This is a genomic window from Anaerobacillus alkaliphilus (assembly GCF_004116265.1).
Classification (GTDB): Bacteria; Bacillota; Bacilli; order Bacillales; family Anaerobacillaceae; genus Anaerobacillus; species Anaerobacillus alkaliphilus.
The window spans coordinates 13,427-32,344 of record NZ_QOUX01000027.1; the positions used below are offsets into that span (position 1 = coordinate 13,427).

At 36.9% G+C, this 18,918-nt stretch carries 22 protein-coding genes; 9 read left to right on the plus strand and 13 right to left on the minus strand.

The window, feature by feature from the left end; all coding sequences use genetic code 11:
- Positions 1 to 12 precede the first annotated feature (12 nt).
- Entirely contained in the window at positions 13 to 792 is a 780-nt protein-coding gene (locus tag DS745_RS07890; RefSeq protein ID WP_129077830.1) for an ABC transporter permease, read from the plus strand.
- Positions 793 to 805: 13 nt separating this feature from the next.
- On the opposite strand, the gene DS745_RS07895 is transcribed toward DS745_RS07890, so the two are convergent.
- On the minus strand, positions 806 to 1,078 hold the full coding sequence (locus DS745_RS07895; RefSeq protein WP_129077733.1) for a hypothetical protein: 273 nt from the start codon (positions 1,076 to 1,078) through the stop codon (positions 806 to 808).
- Between the two features lie 130 nt (positions 1,079 to 1,208).
- Here DS745_RS07895 and DS745_RS07900 point away from each other — a divergent pair, with 130 nt between their 5' ends.
- Together DS745_RS07900 and DS745_RS07905 are read left to right on the plus strand one after the other, a co-directional pair.
- Positions 1,209 to 1,670 (plus strand): hypothetical protein, encoded by a 462-nt coding sequence (locus DS745_RS07900; protein ID WP_129077734.1) that lies wholly within the window; start codon positions 1,209 to 1,211, stop codon positions 1,668 to 1,670.
- Positions 1,671 to 1,770: 100 nt separating this feature from the next.
- A complete protein-coding gene (locus DS745_RS07905) occupies positions 1,771 to 2,295 on the plus strand; it encodes a CBO0543 family protein (RefSeq protein WP_129077735.1) in 525 nt (174 codons plus the stop codon).
- Between the two features lie 140 nt (positions 2,296 to 2,435).
- Here the strand turns inward: DS745_RS07905 and DS745_RS07910 are convergent, their stop codons facing one another.
- On the minus strand, positions 2,436 to 3,299 hold the full coding sequence (locus tag DS745_RS07910) for a site-2 protease family protein (protein ID WP_129077736.1): 864 nt from the start codon (positions 3,297 to 3,299) through the stop codon (positions 2,436 to 2,438).
- A gap of 160 nt (positions 3,300 to 3,459) precedes the next feature.
- Between DS745_RS07910 and DS745_RS07915 the strand changes: the two genes are divergently transcribed.
- Complete coding sequence (locus DS745_RS07915) at positions 3,460 to 3,567, plus strand: YjcZ family sporulation protein (protein WP_129077737.1); 108 nt, start codon at positions 3,460 to 3,462, stop codon at positions 3,565 to 3,567.
- A 101-nt stretch (positions 3,568 to 3,668) separates the two neighbouring features.
- On the opposite strand, the gene DS745_RS07920 is transcribed toward DS745_RS07915, so the two are convergent.
- On the minus strand, positions 3,669 to 3,968 hold the full coding sequence (locus DS745_RS07920; RefSeq protein ID WP_129077738.1) for a hypothetical protein: 300 nt from the start codon (positions 3,966 to 3,968) through the stop codon (positions 3,669 to 3,671).
- 201 nt (positions 3,969 to 4,169) lie between these two features.
- Here DS745_RS07920 and DS745_RS07925 point away from each other — a divergent pair, with 201 nt between their 5' ends.
- Entirely contained in the window at positions 4,170 to 4,529 is a 360-nt protein-coding gene (locus DS745_RS07925; RefSeq protein ID WP_129077739.1) for a YppG family protein, read from the plus strand.
- Between the two features lie 328 nt (positions 4,530 to 4,857).
- Here DS745_RS07925 and cysC read toward each other — a convergent pair whose 3' ends face one another.
- The 4 genes from cysC to DS745_RS07945 are packed head-to-tail and all read right to left on the minus strand — an operon-like array spanning position 4,858 to position 8,518.
- Positions 4,858 to 5,454, minus strand: coding sequence for an adenylyl-sulfate kinase (gene cysC, locus DS745_RS07930; RefSeq protein ID WP_129077740.1), 597 nt, complete (start codon positions 5,452 to 5,454; stop codon positions 4,858 to 4,860).
- A 31-nt stretch (positions 5,455 to 5,485) separates the two neighbouring features.
- Entirely contained in the window at positions 5,486 to 6,565 is a 1,080-nt protein-coding gene (locus DS745_RS07935) for an inorganic phosphate transporter (RefSeq protein WP_129077741.1), read from the minus strand.
- Between the two features lie 30 nt (positions 6,566 to 6,595).
- Positions 6,596 to 7,753, minus strand: coding sequence for a sulfate adenylyltransferase (sat, locus tag DS745_RS07940; protein ID WP_129077742.1), 1,158 nt, complete (start codon positions 7,751 to 7,753; stop codon positions 6,596 to 6,598).
- Between the two features lie 54 nt (positions 7,754 to 7,807).
- Positions 7,808 to 8,518: a phosphoadenylyl-sulfate reductase gene (locus DS745_RS07945; RefSeq protein ID WP_277750907.1), complete on the minus strand. Its 711-nt coding sequence runs from the start codon at positions 8,516 to 8,518 to the stop codon at positions 7,808 to 7,810.
- A 656-nt stretch (positions 8,519 to 9,174) separates the two neighbouring features.
- Between DS745_RS07945 and DS745_RS07950 the strand changes: the two genes are divergently transcribed.
- A complete protein-coding gene (locus DS745_RS07950; protein ID WP_129077744.1) occupies positions 9,175 to 10,032 on the plus strand; it encodes a vanadium-dependent haloperoxidase in 858 nt (285 codons plus the stop codon).
- A 66-nt stretch (positions 10,033 to 10,098) separates the two neighbouring features.
- Here the strand turns inward: DS745_RS07950 and DS745_RS25500 are convergent, their stop codons facing one another.
- The 3 genes from DS745_RS25500 to DS745_RS07965 form a co-directional block, all read right to left on the minus strand.
- Positions 10,099 to 10,407 carry a redoxin domain-containing protein gene (locus tag DS745_RS25500; RefSeq protein WP_129077831.1) on the minus strand — a complete coding sequence of 103 codons (309 nt, stop codon included), beginning with the start codon at positions 10,405 to 10,407 and terminating at the stop codon, positions 10,099 to 10,101.
- 9 nt (positions 10,408 to 10,416) lie between these two features.
- Positions 10,417 to 10,629 (minus strand): hypothetical protein, encoded by a 213-nt coding sequence (locus tag DS745_RS07960; protein ID WP_129077745.1) that lies wholly within the window; start codon positions 10,627 to 10,629, stop codon positions 10,417 to 10,419.
- A gap of 108 nt (positions 10,630 to 10,737) precedes the next feature.
- Entirely contained in the window at positions 10,738 to 11,265 is a 528-nt protein-coding gene (locus DS745_RS07965) for a P-loop NTPase family protein (protein ID WP_129077746.1), read from the minus strand.
- A gap of 210 nt (positions 11,266 to 11,475) precedes the next feature.
- Here DS745_RS07965 and DS745_RS07970 point away from each other — a divergent pair, with 210 nt between their 5' ends.
- Positions 11,476 to 12,459: a Gfo/Idh/MocA family protein gene (locus DS745_RS07970; RefSeq protein ID WP_129077747.1), complete on the plus strand. Its 984-nt coding sequence runs from the start codon at positions 11,476 to 11,478 to the stop codon at positions 12,457 to 12,459.
- A gap of 40 nt (positions 12,460 to 12,499) precedes the next feature.
- Here DS745_RS07970 and DS745_RS07975 read toward each other — a convergent pair whose 3' ends face one another.
- Complete coding sequence (locus DS745_RS07975) at positions 12,500 to 13,276, minus strand: Cof-type HAD-IIB family hydrolase (protein ID WP_129077748.1); 777 nt, start codon at positions 13,274 to 13,276, stop codon at positions 12,500 to 12,502.
- A 143-nt stretch (positions 13,277 to 13,419) separates the two neighbouring features.
- Here DS745_RS07975 and DS745_RS07980 point away from each other — a divergent pair, with 143 nt between their 5' ends.
- Positions 13,420 to 14,946, plus strand: coding sequence for an FAD-dependent oxidoreductase (locus tag DS745_RS07980; RefSeq protein ID WP_129077832.1), 1,527 nt, complete (start codon positions 13,420 to 13,422; stop codon positions 14,944 to 14,946).
- 96 nt (positions 14,947 to 15,042) lie between these two features.
- Here the strand turns inward: DS745_RS07980 and DS745_RS07985 are convergent, their stop codons facing one another.
- Positions 15,043 to 16,272 carry a cell wall-binding repeat-containing protein gene (locus DS745_RS07985; RefSeq protein ID WP_129077749.1) on the minus strand — a complete coding sequence of 410 codons (1,230 nt, stop codon included), beginning with the start codon at positions 16,270 to 16,272 and terminating at the stop codon, positions 15,043 to 15,045.
- A gap of 189 nt (positions 16,273 to 16,461) precedes the next feature.
- On the opposite strand from DS745_RS07985, the gene DS745_RS07990 reads away from it, so the two are divergent.
- A complete protein-coding gene (locus tag DS745_RS07990) occupies positions 16,462 to 17,820 on the plus strand; it encodes a sodium-dependent transporter (RefSeq protein ID WP_129077750.1) in 1,359 nt (452 codons plus the stop codon).
- A 31-nt stretch (positions 17,821 to 17,851) separates the two neighbouring features.
- Here DS745_RS07990 and DS745_RS07995 read toward each other — a convergent pair whose 3' ends face one another.
- Entirely contained in the window at positions 17,852 to 18,808 is a 957-nt protein-coding gene (locus DS745_RS07995) for an isopenicillin N synthase family dioxygenase (RefSeq protein ID WP_129077751.1), read from the minus strand.
- Positions 18,809 to 18,918: the final 110 nt, after the last annotated feature.

An 18,918-nucleotide genomic window follows, 5' to 3' on the forward strand; every position in this document is an offset into this window, starting at 1 on the left:
CTTACTAGATATATGAAACTTTATTGGCTTTATTTTAAAAATCACGTCAAGGTAATGATGGAATATCGCGGCGATTTCTTTATTGGAATGGGGTCAGTCATCTTACAACAGTTTACGGCAATCTTCTTTGTTGGTGTCGTATTTCAACACATAGATGACATTAATGGTTGGGGTTTCTATGAGATTTTATTTATCTACGGCATTGCAATGACGGGTCGGTCTATCCATCATATCTTCTTTGATAATTTATGGACACTAGGCTGGCAATATATTAAAAACGGAAATTTCGATCGGCTTTTAATTAGACCAGTAAATCCATTATTTCAAGTATGTGCAGAAAGAGTTCAACAAGATGGCTTTGGTCAGCTTGTGATTGGGCTTATTGTTCTAAGTACTTCTATCACGCAACTTGGATTGCAGTGGTCATTGTTAGATGTGTTTGTAATAGCTATACTAATCATTTCTAGCGGTTTTATTTTCGTAGCTGTTAATCTATTTTTTATTACCTTTTCTTTTTGGATGGTAGATAGCTTACCAATCGTATGGGCTACATTTAATTTAAGTGAATTTACCCGTTATCCGCTGACTATTTACCATAAAAGTATTGCCTTTTTATTAACTTGGATTATCCCATATGGCTTTACAGCATTTTATCCAGCTACGTACTTCATTGAACATTCTGGTTATAAGGCTTTTGCCCTTTGGACACCTATTGTTGCCTTACTATCATGTGCGATTGCTTACGCCTTCTGGAACAGAGGTATACGTGCATTTACAAGTACGGGGAGTTAGTTTAGGATAACTGCTATCTTACTTTTTTCCTTAGTTCCTTTAGAAGCTGCTGGGCAGAAGGCAAAACAAAAAATGAGAGTTCTCTTCCACGAAAAAACTCATTTCTTTGAATGAACCCTTTTTGCTCAAGCAGCTTCATTTTTTCAGTTTCAAACCGACAAAGAACATAACCATCTTTACTAGTATGCTGAATTAATCTCCATAATGTTCTCTTCTCTTCTAGAGATAGCTGAGTTAATTTCTCGTAAGTTTTTTGATCAATATCCGGCAAAAACTCAATATTCATCTCTCGTTTCATCCTTTACTATCAATCACTTTAATTCCATTGTATCTCCAATAATTACCCATGAGCAAATTGATTTAAAAAATGGTATCCTATCTTAATAGAAGCTATATTACGAAGAAAGGTTGATTATATGAAAGAAGATTATCGTGTTTGGCTAAAGATTGGCGTGACTTATTTTGTTATTTTGACAATGCTCTATATACCAATTGTGCTATTTAACCTTTTCCCAAGTAATTATACATATAAAGAAGCTGGCGATTCCGTGATAATTGAACATGGAATTTTCCAGAAGGAAACAATGGAAATAACAGTAACAGAAGAAAACATCCAAGAAGTTACAGGGTTACTATATCATATCCGCTCTATTCATAGCCTAACAGTTCTAGGTGTACCTCTACTTTCATTTATCTGCGTTGGTTTTTTATTTCAATTTTCAAAAGGGTTTAAAGCAATGAAAGGAATTGCAGCTACTAGAAAAAGGGCAGTTGCTTGGGCATTAATTACAACTGTCATACTGTTGTGGTTAATTGGAGAGTTTCTATTTCGACGTGAAAATATCGTTCATAGTCTTACGCGTTTATTAGAGGGTTAGTATAGGTACTTAGTACTAAATTGTTAATTAGGTCAATATTTATCATGAAACGGGCAATCTAATCTCAGTATGAATTTTTTTTATGCTGGGAGGACTTAGATTGTTTCATTCTGCATTAACTTTGGGGTTTCTACTTGGAGTATTCATCACTCGCAAATGGCATAGATGGAAAGACTCCTTTATTCCATTTCTTCTTTTTGCTATCTTTAACCTTTATTATCATTATCTCTGTCACAGTACTGACCGATGGCTATGGGAGCTTTCTAAGCCTATAGTTAATGAATTCATTACAGAAACAATTTATACTTTTATCATCTTTCCATGTTGGACAATCCTATTTATAAGTTTTTTCCCACCTGAAAAAAAAGTCTCGTATATCCTTAAATGGAGTGTTGCTTCTGTACTCATTGAATGGGTAGCAAGTGAGATGGAATATTTCAACTATACAAACGGCTGGCATATTGGTTGGACCTTCTTTTTCTATCTAACAATGTATCCAGTCTTAAAGATAGCTCAAACTAAGCAAATTCAAGCACTATTGATTTCATTTATTATCATTATTTTTTATTTATGGATCTTTGACTATTTTCCGTTAATTTTATCGATAAATCTAATAGATAAGTAAGCCCCAAATTCACGGGGCTTACAACTACTTGATGATTAACCTATCGTTTTCATCGAACTCCAACTTTTTTACGTAAGCCACTTCCCAGTAAAATCCGTCTCGATCCACTAAAACATTGTTTTCTGGACTACCTCCTTAATTTACGCCCTTTTTAGCTTTGCAATCCGGTTTGAAATAAAGATATACACATTGATAACAAATACAATGAACAAACTCGTCCATAGAAAAATTTCTGTATTTGACATCCCATAACTTAGCCTTAAGTAACTAGTATCCTCTATAAATTGGAACGTGTTTGAGGTAATGATTTGTAAGGCGATTAGGCCCATTAAAAGCACCCATGAAAAATAATAGAGAGGATTTGTGACATTTTCTATTTTTTCTTTCGAGACACCTATCTTAAGCAAAAAGTGTTCGACAGATGTAATAACCAATCGTCCCCCATCCAAAGCTGGAATAGGTAAGATGTTAATAAAAATTAAAGTAATGTTAATAACTGCAAGCATCATCCAAAAGTCAACACTATTTCCTAGCTGTTGAACTACTTCCATCTGTGAGTCAACACTCCCTTGACTAGAAAACATCAGATCAATCCTCAATGAACGAAAGATTTCACCTATATTACCCACGATATAAACAAATCCTTCATGAGCATTTACTAATCCATTGATGAAGCTTTTCCCTTGACTAATACTCGCAAAGCCAAAACTCACAAGATACAATACATAATTCATTAAAATTCCGGCTGAAAGATAAAACATTTTTTGAAGATAGTTATAGCTACGGTAATCCTTCTCGTTTGCTTCAACATACCCTCCAAGTGGTAAAAGTCTTACAGATACTGTACTTTGTCCAACTTTCTTTCGTAAAAGTGTAGGGCCAAACCCAATCGCGATCTCTTCTACCCTACCGTCAAAAAGACGAAAAGCAACAAAATGACCAATCTCATGAATAATGATTGAAACTAATAGAGCTATGCCAAATAATATGAGCGTATTTTCCATCCTTTTCCCTCCGTGTAATATTTACTTATTACTACTAAATTTTTATGCCTTGCTTGGACTATTCATGCTTAGGTTGGTGCCTATTTTCGCTCGTAGTATTAACATAATTTCAATAGGTGCATAAGTTAAACTGTACCAAAAATTAAAGGAGGTTTTCTTCATGGCAGGTTGTGTAACAGGTGCACCAACTACTGGATTTGCTGGAGGCTTTGCGTTAATCCTTGTTCTATTTATCTTATTGGTGATTATCGGAGCTTCTTGGCTTTAATAAACAATAAACGTAAATGGGGTACGTCAGAAATGACGTACCCTTTTATTGCTAGTCGTACTAAAAGAGGAACTGCCTCTTTAGAGACAATTCCTCGCTTTTTACCAGAAAAACGCTGCACCAAGTGCTAAACCGCCAACCGCGGCAAGTGCGACTGGAACAAAATAAGGATTTCCACCGTATCCATAGCCTGCACCATAGGCTCCATACCCCTTATGACCATAGCCGCCGTAACCAGGATATCCGTATCTAAAACCACTTGGGCCTCCACCTACTCTTGGATCAATATACACGTACTCTGTATCAACATCTACAATTTTCCCATAGTGTACTTTTCCGCTCTTTTCATAAATATGAACAACCTTGCCTCTATGTTGGCAACAAAGGTGATAGTTACTCATCGAAAAACCTCCTTTTCATTACTTAGTGTATGAAAGGAATGATAGTTTGATTGGACATATACTAGCTTGTGGTAAAAAAGGCTACTAACCAGGTGAAAAGCCGGATTCTCACAATCTATGGTTAGAGACCGTGCCATTGTTTCTACCTTTTCATAGGCTAGAATAGACAGTAAAGCCCTTACTAGAAAGGAGGTTTATGGAATGTTTCCACAGAGAAATAGAACAATGCAACATCCCTATTCTTATTACCACCAAATGTCTCAACAACAACAAGTTGCTGGTATGCAACCACAACGAAGAGGAATGTTTGGTGCTAGACAAACGAGTCATCAAGGAATGTACCCACAACAAATGCCTATGCAGTATTATCAGCAGCCACAACAACGAATGTACGTTACTCAACAGCAACAAATGCCTGTCCAACAACCTAAGCAATCATTTTTCAGGAATGAACAAGGACAAATAGACTTTCAAAAAATTGGTGGTGGTGTCCAAACCGTCATGGGATTGGTAAATCAAGTTAGCCCAATGATGAAGATGCTTGGTGGATTTATTAAATAATGAAGAATGAATAGCCAGAGACGATTCCTGCATAGAATGCCTCTGGCTTTCCGTTTAGACTAACGCTCATTATTCCAATAATAGATTTTAGGTAAATGAAGATACGTAATGTAATCATGTATTAGCGATACACCCACAAAGGCAATCATTTGCCAATCAAGGCTCTTTACCATACACTCACCTCAATGCTTTTTCTAAAACATATGGCCTTTGCAGTTTGTCTTATGACTACGAGGGTTTTTAATGAGAATTATGAATAAAACTGCCAATTTGTCCATTCCTTACGGACAATTTGGCAGTTTTGTTCTTTTGTGGTGCCTGACACCCATCAGATAATTTGTTTTTCTTCAAGGTAGCTGATAACTTTTGCGACACTCTCCTCGACTGATTGTTTGTCAGTATTGATTACTAACTCTGGAGCTTCTGGTTCTTCATAGGGTGAACTTATTCCTGTAAAGTTAGGTATAATTCCTGCCCTTGCTTTTCCGTAAAGGCCTTTCGGATCGCGGCGTTCACATGTCTCAATTGATGCACTTACAAAGATCTCAATAAATTCATCAACCTCTACAAGAGATCTCACTAAGTTACGATCTTCACGAAACGGAGAAATAAATGCTGTCAACGTAATGACACCTGCATCCAAGAAAAGCTTAGCTACTTCTCCTATTCTACGAATGTTTTCCTTCCGATCTTCTTCCGTAAACCCAAGTCCTTTATTTAAGCCGTGACGTACGTTATCACCATCTAATACGTAACTATGAACATTTCGTTGATACAATTCTTTCTCAACGGCATTGGCTAACGTAGACTTTCCAGAACCTGAAAGACCAGTAAACCATAAGATACAACTTTTGTGTCCCTTCTTACTTTGCCTATCAGCTTTTGAAATTGTTGTTTCGTGCCAAACAATATTTTCACTAGCCATTAAAAATCCCCACTTTTCTGTTTAGTAAATTCTATATTCCTCCACCTTGGTCATGAATAGCGCTTCGCTCTCTCCTCGCGGCTTGAGCTAATCTCACTGAACCGATGGTCGCAATAAATACACTAATTATCACGAAGCTTGTGTAAAAATCAGCTTTTAGAAATAAGGTTATTAAGCCGTAACAAAGAACTAATGAAAATACAGGTGAGACAATCCAAACCATTGCAATCTTTTTAATAATGTCTTTTTGCAATACTTTAAAACCAGTGTTAACAGTACCAATACCTACAATGGCAGAAGTTGTTACTTGTGTTAACGGGACTGGTAATCCAAAAATTGAAGCGATGATAACAAGTGTTCCGCCGGTAATCGAAACAGCACTCCCTTGTAGAAGTGAGATCCGAGTTATTTTTTTGCCATTAGTCTCAAGAACTTTCCCACCTAGCAAAACTGCTCCTAATGATACGAACAAGCCCCCGACAATAACAGCTGTACTAATCTCAATTAGCCCAGCACCAACTAAAGGGCCAACGGCATTTGCAACATTATTCATTCCGGCAGCGTAAGCTTCAAGTCCACCAGATAAAATCAAAAGGATGACTAGCCACTTATGCCATTTGCCATTGTCTTTTAGTGCTGGATATTTCTTTTCTAAAAGACGGATCAGTTTTCCCGCTAAAACAGCTAATACAAAAGCAACAATTGGAACAATGACCCAAAAGGATATAATCATAAGTAACCGCTCAAAGTAAACTGCTTGGAAAGCAATCCCTGCACCTACAAGTGATCCTACGACAACTTCACTCGTGGATAGAGGAATTCCCAAAAGATTAGCAATGAACAACGTTAAGCATGCTGCTGCTAAAATAATCACTGTTACTTCTACGTTAATAATCTCAGCAGGAATAATTCCCCCACCAATAGTACGAACTACTTCGCCACCAGCCAAAGCTCCTAAAAAAGCAAATACCGCTACTATGAACATTGCGTGCTTTTTCTTTTTTATTGCTCCACTACCATACGCAGGTCCCATAGCTGCTGCTGTACCACTTGCTCCTATGTTCATAGCAAAAAAGAAAGCAATTATAAACGCGATGACGATTAATACCATCTTTTTCTCCCTCTCCTTATGGGACTCGCACTAATTTTTGGATAGTAACGCTTCCTTTTTGGCTAACCCACTGATTAAAACTTCAACAACTTCTTTTCTACTAAATTCGGCTGGTGGAATAACACCATCTTTTAGCATTTCACGTACTTTTGTTCCTGATAGGATGACGTGGTCTTCTTTTGAGTGAGGGCATGTTTTCGTACTAGCCATGTTTTCACATTTTTTGCAGTAAAAGCTGTGCTCAAAAAAGAGTGGGGTAATCCCTAGTTCTTTCTCAGAGAAATTTGTAAAAATCAACTGAGCATCATACGTTCCGTAATAATCCCCTACACCAGCATGGTCACGCCCCACAATAAAATGTGTGCAACCATAATTTTTTCGAACCATTGCATGAAAAATAGCTTCTCGTGGACCCGCATAGCGCATTGCTGCAGGGAATACCGCTAAGAATACTCGGTTTTTAGGGTAATAGTTATCTAATAAAACTTGATAACTCTCCATACGAACATCTGCTGGAATGTCATCTGATTTCGTTTCACCAACTAAAGGATTTAAAAATAATCCATCGACAATTTCCAATGCTGATTTTTGAATATATTCATGTGCTCGATGAACTGGGTTTCTCGTTTGAAACCCAACGACTTTTTTCCAGCCTAAACTTTTAAATTTCTCTCTTGTTTCTGTTGGGTCTAGATAAAACTCTTGAAAACGATCAGACTCAATTTTTTTAACTAAAATGATAGAACCCGCAACATAAACATTGGGGCGTTCAAATAGTTTTTTAACCCCTGGATGTGCCAAGTCTGTGGTACCGTAGACCTTTTCAGCTTCCTTCAGTTTATCTGGTACAAATACTTCTTGAAGATCCAATACGCCATAGACCTTCTGATTTGCTACTAGCTTCACTTTATTTCCTACTATTAATTCCTGAGCCACTTCTTCTGTTACAGGCAACGTAATTGGAATACTCCAAACCGTCCCATCAGCTAATCGCATCTCATCAACAACAGACTCATAATCTTCTTTTCCAAGAAATCCTGTTAATGGACTAAAAGCTCCATTCGCAATCAATTTTAAATCTGATAAAGCAAAATCATCTAGTTCAATCTCTTTGTTTATATGTGAAATATCATAATTTTCATTGAAACGATCTACTAATGCTCCACCATGTGGAATACTTAAACTCATTTTAACCCCTCCAAAGAATTTGTATCTAGCATTCATAATTCATAATTCATAATTCTACTGATGAAGTCCACATTCAGTTTTTGTTGTATTTGCCCAACGACCTTTACGCGAATCCTCACCTTCAGCTACTGGTAATGTACAGTTCTCACAACCAATGCTTGGATACCCTTGATCATGGAGGTCATTGTATGGCAGCTTGTGTAGTTTCACATAAAGCCAAATTTCTTCTGACGTCCAGTGAATAAGCGGACAAACCTTGATGGATTGAAATCGCTTATCTTTATTTACAAATTGAACATTCGCTCTCGTAACGGATTGTTCTCTTCTCAATCCCGATATCCACGCTTGGTATTTATTTAATTCCGTTTCTAGCGGTTTTAATTTACGGATTTTACAGCATTGATCAGGAGCTGACTTCCATAATTCATTCCCATACAGTTCATTTTGTTCAGTAACCGTTACTTCAGGCTTAATTAGTTGAATGTTTAGTTTGGGATACTTCGTTTTTACTTTTTCAATTAACTCATAAGTTTGTTTAAAATGTAGACCAGTATCAAGAAAAACAATGGATGCATCGTTTTTCACTTTACTAATAAGATCAATTAAGACGATCCCTTCTATACCAAAGCTACAAGCGTAAACAATGTCATCTTGGTATTGATGATACGCCCACTTTAATACGTCAATTGCATCTTTTTTGGCAAGGTCCAGATTGAGAGTAGTAATCTCTTCATCTAGGATATTTTGATACGATAATTCACCCACGTTATTCATCCCCTTCTATTGGCAACTCATATAGCTCAGTCAGGCATTTATATTTTTTCTTAAGGCTCTTTTCGTAAACATTGTGGCTTTTTATCCTAAAATAATCGAAAAAATACCCTATATGAAGATATCAGCCAATAGATTATGTAAGAAAAGAGCAGTACTTACATAATTAGAAGTAAATTCTTAGTAATTTGTGTAAAAATCCGGCTTTTGGGATTTTTACGAAAGCAACAAACTTTGCGAAAACAGCCCTTCTTAATGAATAAAAAAAGGGCAACACAAGCTCCGTATTTCAGAAACTTTCTGTTGCCTCTAGTTTTTCTAGTCAGCTATCCCTATTAAATTAGTAAGAATTTATTTCCGAGTAAATACATAAGTTTTATATGATTATTTTAAATTTTATTAAATGTTTATTTTTTTGTCAAGGGGAATGAGGAAGAAACAAAAAAAATATTCGTAACTAAGATTGTCGTTATCGAATATAGTGAATGAATGTATTTTAAGAAATTGCTCTCCTAACTTTTTTCAAAACTTATAAATCTTTCATCACCTATACGGTTAGTCACTCATAATTTAATAAAAAAAGCTTCTTTCACTCTCTTTGTCTTAGAACAATTTTTTGAAAAAAGCATAAAAAGAGGAGATTTTTAAAAATGAACAACCAACGTCGCTACAAAATACCTAGATGGTCCAAATACAATGCAGGTTCTCTAAATCCAGTTGAACCTAACGGTGGCTCTTGGCCTTTGCATTTCTTTAATCGCAACTGGAAAAATCAATGGACTGATTTAGACGGGGAATTAGTATCCTTTAAAATTCGTAATCCGGGTACAATTGATTTTATGGGAGAACAATTAGAAACTGTGAAAAATACACAAAAAAATTTAACTGATGAGCAAAAGGAAATTGCCAACTACTTTGGCTTTGGACCTCCAACAAAGCAATGGACACCTGTCATCGATCGCCTTATCGACACGTACAATGTTAACCCTAACCGTGCTGCAAGAATACTGGCAGCAACTAATGCAGCGATTAATGACGCAATGGTGATTGCATGGCAAATTAAATATGTAACTGATGTAGCAAGACCTAACCAAATAGATCCAGAACTCGAAACAGTGCTTCCTACACCACACTTCCCTGCCTATCCTTCAGGTCATGCAGTAGTAAGTGGCTGTGTTGAGGTAGTATTAGGTTACTTCTTCCCAGCGGAACGAGCCAGATTACGAGAAATTGCTGAACAAAATGCATTATCTCGTTTATATGCATGTGTTCATTTCCCTATAGATAATAATGAGGGGCTACGATTAGGAAGACAAATCGGTCAACACATAGTAAAAGAATTAAAGCAAGATCGAGATAAGAATAGGAAAATTGTTGATCAACCATATACAGAAGGAAAAGATGCCGTATTGCCACCACCGCCTTGGGATCAGGCAATCCCATTTCCACCTAACCAAGAACAAGCAGAACCACAACAACCAGCTAGAAGACCATTTTTCTTCTTTTAAAAGAAGAGCTATAGTCTACACCTGTGGCTAATGAAAAACTCACCAATTTCTGGTGAGTTTTTCAACCTATAAATCTTCCATGACTTTGATTACTGTCTTGATGTTTTCCCCAAGAAGATAATCAACTTCTACAATCATATTTGTTGTTACTGGATTAACTCCTAAGTACCCTCGGTAAATTTTATTTTCTGCTAGGTCAATAAAACCAAAAGTTTCTCCAAATTGACCTTGGACATCTGTTAAAAACTCAAAATGATCTAGCTTATATGTTTCTTTTACAAGTAAATGTTCCTCTGGTGAGTCTAGACTTATGGCATATACTTTTACATCTGGAAGTTTATCTAGATTATTATGCAGCTCAACTAGCTGGCTAATACAAACCTGTCAGCCAATCCCCGTAAAGTAAGCGTAGATTGTTTTCCCCTCAGGCGTAACATTTACATAAGACCCTGCTAAGTTTGGCATTTCCATATCGAAGTCTGCCTGGTTAAAGGTGATTGCTCCATTTCCATTCACTTGTGGTTGCTCTTCATCTGTAGCACAACCAACTAAACTAATGAAAGAAGCAAGTAGTGCAATAGCAAATATTTTCCGCATGTTCATAGTCCTCTCTAAACTTATCGTTAAATTTGAAATCCTCTATAAGCACTATAGCCGTTTTTTCTTTTATAGACAAGAAAGTTACTCTAATCTTCATATGTAAATTTAATGAACAGTTTGTTTGTTAAGAGACTGAATAAAATTGTTAACTTGTTCTTTACTCGATAAGATATAAACTCGTTTCCCTGCATTTTTAAAGGCTTCTAACCTTTTAGCCATTGCTTTTTTTCTTGGATAATATGTAGTAGCTATAAACTTAATAAACTGCCAATCTAATTTCTCTGAACAACCCTCCGCCATGTCTTGACGAGTTTTCCCGAGATTCGTAAGCCAACGCTTGACAACCCGATAGAAGCATACATAAATAGGATGCTCAATATAAACGATCGTATCAGCTTTGTCTGAACGGATCCGGAAAGTACTTGTATAATTACCTTCAATTATCCAGCTTTCACGGTTAACAATCTTAGCTTGCGCTTCGCTAAATTCTTCAAAAGGTGCCTCGACCCAACCAGCCCTCCAGTACAGCTGATCCAAATGATAAACATCTATCTTTAGTTCATCAGCCATCTTCTTTGCTAAAGTTGACTTACCCACACCTGCTGAAACACCAATAACCATAATCTTCTTCATTTTAAGACCCCCTTCCAAACTGATCGAATAAATAGTTTACCTTATTCCATTGTAAATGTCTCCTACTTTTTTGGAACTATTTGTTAAAAATAATAATGGAACTATACTAAGAAAACAGAGATAGAGTTTACTAAAAACAAAACGAACTACTTTACTAGTAAAACATTCTCGAAAAGGATAAAATGAACATGAAAAAGGGGTGACTATCACATGGAAAATAATGTAATACATATTGGTATTATTGGTTTAGGGGCGATCGGTGAACGTCTGATGAATTTATTTCAAACTAGAGAGGATATCGTCGTATCAGCTATTTGTGATACTTCTAAAGCACGCTTACAAGAAGTCGCTGAAACGTTCACTATTACAAACAAATTTACAAATTATCAGGATTTACTGGATCGAACAGAAATAGATGCAGTTTATGTAGCAGTGCCCCCGAAGTTTCATGAAGCAATCGTTTTAGCTGCAATCAGCGCAGGTAAGCACATTTTATGTGAGAAACCTTTAGCTAACTCCGTAGAAGAAGCAGAACGAATGGTAGATGCAATTACAAAAACAAATCTTGTTCATGCGATGCATTTCCCATTAAATTATCAAGCAAGTCTACAACAGTTTGAGCAACTATTCAAAGACGGTTACATTGGAGAGCTACGCAGAATAAATTTAAAGATGCATTTCTCACACTGGCCGCGACTCTGGCAACAAAGTGATTGGGTAGCCGGACGTGAACAAGGTGGTTACGTTCTAGAAGTAGGCGTTCATTGGATCCAAGCGATACAACGTATTTTTGGAAAGATTACGGAAGTACGCTCTCAATTACATTTTCCTGAAGATCCTTCTCTTTGTGAAAATGCAATCATTGCGGAAATGAAGTTGGAAAATGGTACATCCGTTTTAATTGACGGTCTAAGCAATATCGGTGGCGAAGAACAGCTAGAATTTGCAGCCTACGGTACCGACGGAACCATTATGCTACGAAACTGGAGACAACTTTTAGCTGCTAAAAGTGGTGAAGCCTTACAAGAGTTAGAGATCTCTTTCGGAAATGGCAACAATTTAATTTCAGAGTTTGTCAAAGCCATCCACGGAGAAAAGGCAGAGCTTTATGACTTCCAAAACGGATACGATGCTCAAGTCGTATTAGAAGCCTTGCGCCACCCTATCAATAATGACTGGCAGAAATTAAACTAGGTAAAAAGCTTGGAACCCCGTGTTCCAAGCTTTTTACTTCTTACTTTAATAAACCTACTAAATGTAAACCATGTAAGATCCCATCTTCAGCCACATGCTTTGTCACATGTTTAGACACTCGTTTGGCTTCTTCATGGGCGTTACCCATCGCTACGCTATTACCAACAAATGAGAGCATCTCAACATCGTTTAGGCCATCACCAAAAGCATACACTTGGTCTGGTAGAACATTAAAATGCTGTAGCATCTTTGCGATTCCTATAGCTTTCGACCCACCTACCGGTAAAATATCCGTCGATACTGGGTGCCAACGCACAAAGGTAAAGCTATCCTGATAAGTAACAATATAGTCATGTTCAACATCGTCCTTACAAAAAAGGAGTGACTGATATATCTCCCTATCCTCACAGTAACTGATGTCATGCTTTGGATGAGCAAATTTCAAAGTTCCGATACTTTCCTCAATATAAGGATCAAACTCAATACTCGCTCTCATATCTTCATGATCCATAAATACAAGCCCATGCTGTTTAGCTTCTGCAAATTCAACTAACGATTTAAGCGTTTCTTTATGAAGCGGATTTTTATAGATGACTTCACCATTAGCCACCACATATTGACCATTAAATGACACATATGTATCAATCTTTAACTCTTCACGTAGATCTTTAAACATAAATGGTGCACGTCCAGTCGCAATAGCCACTTGATGACCTTTTTCCTTTAATTCTTTTATCGCTAATTTCGTTGTTTTCGGTAATTCTTTTTCTTCTGTTAATAACGTTCCATCTATATCAAAAAATATCATTGTGTACATTCTCCTCGTTATTTTAATTCTCTTTAAAATAGGTCCAAAAAGCATTAGTCTATTTTACTTCTATCTATAAAATAAATCCAATCATAAAATTTTTAGTTTATGGAAAAAATAGGGGGGTATTTCATGAATTGGAGGAATAAATGATGACAACTAATCAATGGCCACAGTTTCCCGAACCATATTGGCGAAAGAATATGCAATTCCCATCTTTTCCAAGTCTAGAGGAGGATATCACAACTGACGTTACAATTGTAGGTGGTGGCATTAGTGGAATTACTGCAGGGTATCTACTTTCTCTCAGTGGTGTTAAGGTTACCATTATCGAAGCTGGTAGCATTTTAAACGGTACAACTGGGCATACGACCGCCAAAGTTACAGCCCAGCACGGAATTATTTATGATGAGTTTATTAACCATTTTGGTGAGGAAAAGGCGAAGTTGTATTATAGCGCATCAGATAGCGCCCGTGCTTTCGTTAAAGAAACGGTTCAGGAACTAAATATTGACTGTGATTTTGAGGAACATGATGCTTACATATACACAAATTCAGAAAAAGAATTATCTAAATTAGAAAAAGAAGCAAAGGCTTATGAAAAGCTTGGAATTCCAGGTAACTTGGTAGATTCAATGCCATTAACCAAATTACCAATGATCAAAGCCTTAGTTATGAAAGGGCAAGCACAATTTCACCCTTTAAAGTATTTGTTACCACTTACTGAAAGTATTGCCAAACATGGTGGTCAAATTTATGAAAATACGACAGCTGTAAAAATTGAAGAAGGTAACAAACCGAGAGTCCTTACTAGAAATGGGAAAACAATTACTAGTAATCAGGTGATTTGTTGTTCACATTACCCATTTCATGATACTGCGGGCTTTTACTTTGCTAGAATGTACCAAGAAAAATCTTATATTGTTGCAGTAAAAAGTGACGAGCCCTATCCAGGTGGTATGTACATAAGTGCAGAAACACCTACTCGATCTATTAGAACGACTCCGGTTGGGAATGATAATCTCTTATTATTAAGTGGAGAAGGTCATAAGACAGGACATGATATTAATACGATGAAACACTATGAAGCATTAGCTACCTTTGGAAAAGAAGTCCTTGGCGTCACTGACATCCAGTATCGTTGGTCAGCGCAAGATATCTACACATTAGACAAAATGCCTTACATTGGTCACTATACATCAGGCTCAGATAACATTTATCTTGCTACTGGTTATCGAAAATGGGGCATGACGAATGGGACTGTAGCAGGAATGATTTTATCCGATCTCATTACAAAAGGCTCCAATCCGTATGCTGATCTATTTAGCCCATCACGTTTTCATGCAGACCCTGATATTAAAAAATTTGTAGAACATAACGCCGACGTTGCCTATCAGCTCGTTAAAGGCAAAATTGGTATGAACTTAAAACAACCGGAAGATATTGCTGTAGGTGAAGGTGCTCATGTAAAAATTAATGGTGAGAAATGTGGTGCTTACCGTGATGAAAATGGCCAATTACATGTTGTGAATAGTACGTGTACACATATGGGCTGTGAGGTTGAATGGAATAACGGCGATAAATCATGGGATTGCCCTTGTCACGGTTCTCGTTTCTCTATTAACGGTGATGTCATTGAAGGACCAACTGAATTGCCTTTGAAAAAAATAGATTATTAAGAACCGTTAGCCCGTAATAAAGACTTTCACTTTAACCCTCATGAAAAATCAAGGAAAAAAGGATGATTCAAATTCGAATCATCCTTTCATCTTTTTTTAATGACTGTGACTTCCGTGGCCGTGATGCCCACCACCATGGGCTGGAACAATTTCTAACATTTCGTCAATGTATCCTTGAATTCTAAAGGAAACTAGTTCTTCGCCACCAATCAGATAGGCGTGGTTATAAGGACCTTCTGTTGGCTCATAGTCAAACGTTGGCTTTAACTCTGCTAAATAGTTATGCATATCTTCAGAGAAGTTTCCGTCTGTTAACCATACCATTGGTGCATGTTTCCCTAGATGGGCAAACGGAGCTGCTGTAATCGCTAATTCTGGGGTTTCTGTACTTACCATGACTAAGCCATGACCTGGACCGACTACCTCCCAGCCAAAATTTGTCTTTGGGTCTCTATATTTTGCAAAAGCAATCGAGACTAATTCTGGAGTTTCACCATCAATTCTTATAACATTCCCGTACTGTTCCAATTGCTGTAAAACGTCATTTGAGATTATTTGCTCGGGTCCAACTACATAGATATTTGCCTGGCCATTTCGTTTTTGTAGCGCAGCAATTGTCGCTTCAGGAACCTCTCTCTCACTAACATACAATATTGGCTCGTCCATGTGCGTAATCCAGCTACCTGCTGGGATTGAAAATAGTTTCGCCTTCTCTTCCATTGATCCTATGATAACACTAGTAGGAATATTATTTGTTAACTCACTATACAATTTGTCAATTTCTGCGGCAAAAAGCGCCGGCTCATCTTCCTCAATCGTATCAACAACATACTGATTTAGCTTCTCAATTTCACCTTCATTTAACGTTCCTAACACCATAATTTGAGTGCCATTAACATTTCCTTTCGGCTGCAACCTCTCAATTTCGGCTACGATAACCTCTGAAATTTCACCACCCTTTGTAAATAATAGCGGACCGTCATTCGGATGATGAACCAAGTTTAAACTAGCTAACGCTAACTGCCAATTTTCAACTGGAGCTAACATAATGGTTCCAGGTTGATTTGCCTCATGTGTAGCTGGCCATATCATCTGTGAAGTCATGATCGAAATTTCCAAGCTATTAGTGCTATTTAATCTAGTAACATTTTTCGTATTTAAGTGTAATAATCCACTTGTTATCACTTCACTAGATGAATGATGTCCCTCATGTTGATTGCCATCCTCATGTTTTATTGCTTCTTTCCCATGGTCACCATGATCAGTACACCCCGTCACAAAGATAACTGATAGAGCTAATATAAAGAATACAAATAATTTTTTCATATGTTTACCTCCTTTGTATCATCATTATAGTTTGTATTTTTGAAGAAAGTCTGAAGAAAGATAGGATTTATGAAACATAAATGTTTTTTAAATATTTTCAAAATTGAAAAATAAATATAGAAGTTTCTGAATATTATGATATAGTAATATTATTAATTCACAAAAAAGACATTAAAGGAGGTCATTACAATGAATCAATTAGATCCAAATCGCGAACAGTGGGGGTCTCGTTTAGGCTTTATTTTAGCAGCAATGGGCTCTGCTGTAGGGTTAGGTAACATCTGGAGGTTTTCTTATGTTACAGGTGATAATGGTGGAGCTGCATTTTTACTAGTGTATCTTCTATGTATTATTGCCATTGGTATTCCTATTATTATGGCTGAGTTTACAATTGGACGTAAAGCACAAAGTGATGCCGTTGGTTCTTTTGAAAAAATTGCGCCTGGTAAGCCTTGGATTTTAGCTGGTATTATGGGAGTTATTTCTGCATTTATTATTTTATCTTTCTATGGTGTTATCGCAGGTTGGACAGTTAAATACTTCTTTAGCTATTTAACTGGTGGATTTAATGTACAAAACGATGGCGAATATGTTGATGTATTTGTAGGGTTTATTACTAGTCCTTGGGAACCACTCTTCTGGCAATTCCTATTTATGGCATTTACAGTTGGTATTGTTTATGCCGGAGTTAAAAAAGGAATTGAAGCCTCTAACAAAATTTTAATGCCAGCTTTAGCACTTTTAGTTATTATTCTTGCAGGCTATAGTTTAACTTTAGGTGGCGCAAGCGAGGCTTTATCATTCTTATTCACGCCAGACTGGAGTGCACTTGCTGATCCTAAGGTTTATTTAGCGGCACTTGGGCAAGCGTTCTTCTCGTTAAGTCTTGGAATGGGTGCATTAATCACTTATGGTTCTTATTTATCTAATAAAGAGAAATTACCAGGAGCGGCTGTAAGTGTTGCTGCGTTAGACACTGGTTTCGCTTTACTTGCTGGATTAATGATTTTCCCAGCCGTATTTGCTTTCGGTATTGAGCCTGGCGCTGGCCCTGGACTTGTGTTTATTACATTACCAGGAATTTTTGATAGTATTTCTTTCGGAACTATTTTTGGTCTACTTTTCTTCTTCTTATTAGCAGCTGCAGCTCTATCTTCAGCTGTATCATTACTAGAGGTTGCTGTTGCGTACTTCATGAGGAAGTTTAAATGGACGAGAAAAAAGACAGCTTTAATTATCGGTGGTATTATCTTCCTAATTGGTATTCCATCGTCGTTAGGTCAAGGCATCTTGTCAGATGTTAAAATCATCGGTGGCAATGATATCCTAGATAGTATGGACTTTATCGCTTCTAACATCCTACTTCCTCTTGGTGGGTTAATCATTGCTCTATTCATGGGGTGGGGTTGGAAGAAAACAGATGCGCTTAAAGACTCTGATTTTGGCGAATCTGCATTGGGGAATGCATGGATCTTCACGTTACGTTTTATTGCTCCAATTGCAATCTTCTTAATCTTCCTAGCATCAACAGGAATTCTTAAACTATAAGGAAAAGCCGGTCATAATGACCGGCTTTTTTTTATTTTTTAATTAATCCTAATTCAACTAATCTTTCATATAAGAAATCACCAGCAGTAATTGCAGGATATTTTTGTGGATTTTCTTCACTAACACACGAAGGAATTGTTTCTAATAAGTAATTGCTATATGGATGAACGAAAAATGGCATAGAGAAACGTGATGTATTCTCACCTTCTGGATTGACTACACGGTGTGTCGTTGCTGGAATTACTTCGTTCGCAATTCTTGAAAGCATATCGCCTGCATCAACAATAATTTGACCTTTTTCAGCTTTCACATCGATCCATTCACCTTCACGTGTTAATAACTGTAACCCTGAAGCTGTTGACTCAACCAATAATGTGATTAGGTTAATATCTTCATGCTCAGCAGCACGGATTGCTGTTGGATCCATCCAATCTTCTAACGCAGGATAATGTATCGTACGAAGAACACTATTACCATCAGTAATCATGTCCGAGAAGAAGTTAGGGCGTAAATCCATGCTTAAAGCTAATGCTTCTAACATATTGCGTGCAACACGCTCTAATTCACGGTAAAATCCAACTGCATATTTCTTTAGTTCTGGTAATTCTTCTGGCCAAACATTTGCAGCATACTCGCTAGTAAGAGGATGACCAACTGGAAGCTCTTGTCCAACATGATAGAATTCTTTTAGATCTCCAACCGTCCTATTTTTTGCATGCTCTTTTCCAAAACCAGTGTAACCTCTTGCTCCACCTTTAACACCTTCATACTTCTTTTTGGTCTCTTCTTCTAAACCAAAAAATTGTTGCCATAACTCATAGTTTTTATCTATTAAATTAGTGTCTACTCCATGTCCTTCTAAAATAATAAAACCAGTTTCTTTAAGCCCAGATATAAACTGTTCAGCGAATTGCGCACGTTGTTCTGTTTTTCCATAAGTAAAATCCATTAAGTTTAGCGTTTTAACAGTAACTTTTGTTTGTGACATTATTATTCCTCCATGTGTGTAAGCGCTTTTTTAACCAAACAATATTATAACTATGAATATAGTGGAAAAGCAACTACTTTTTTCATAGATTGGTAACTATTATCGTAAAA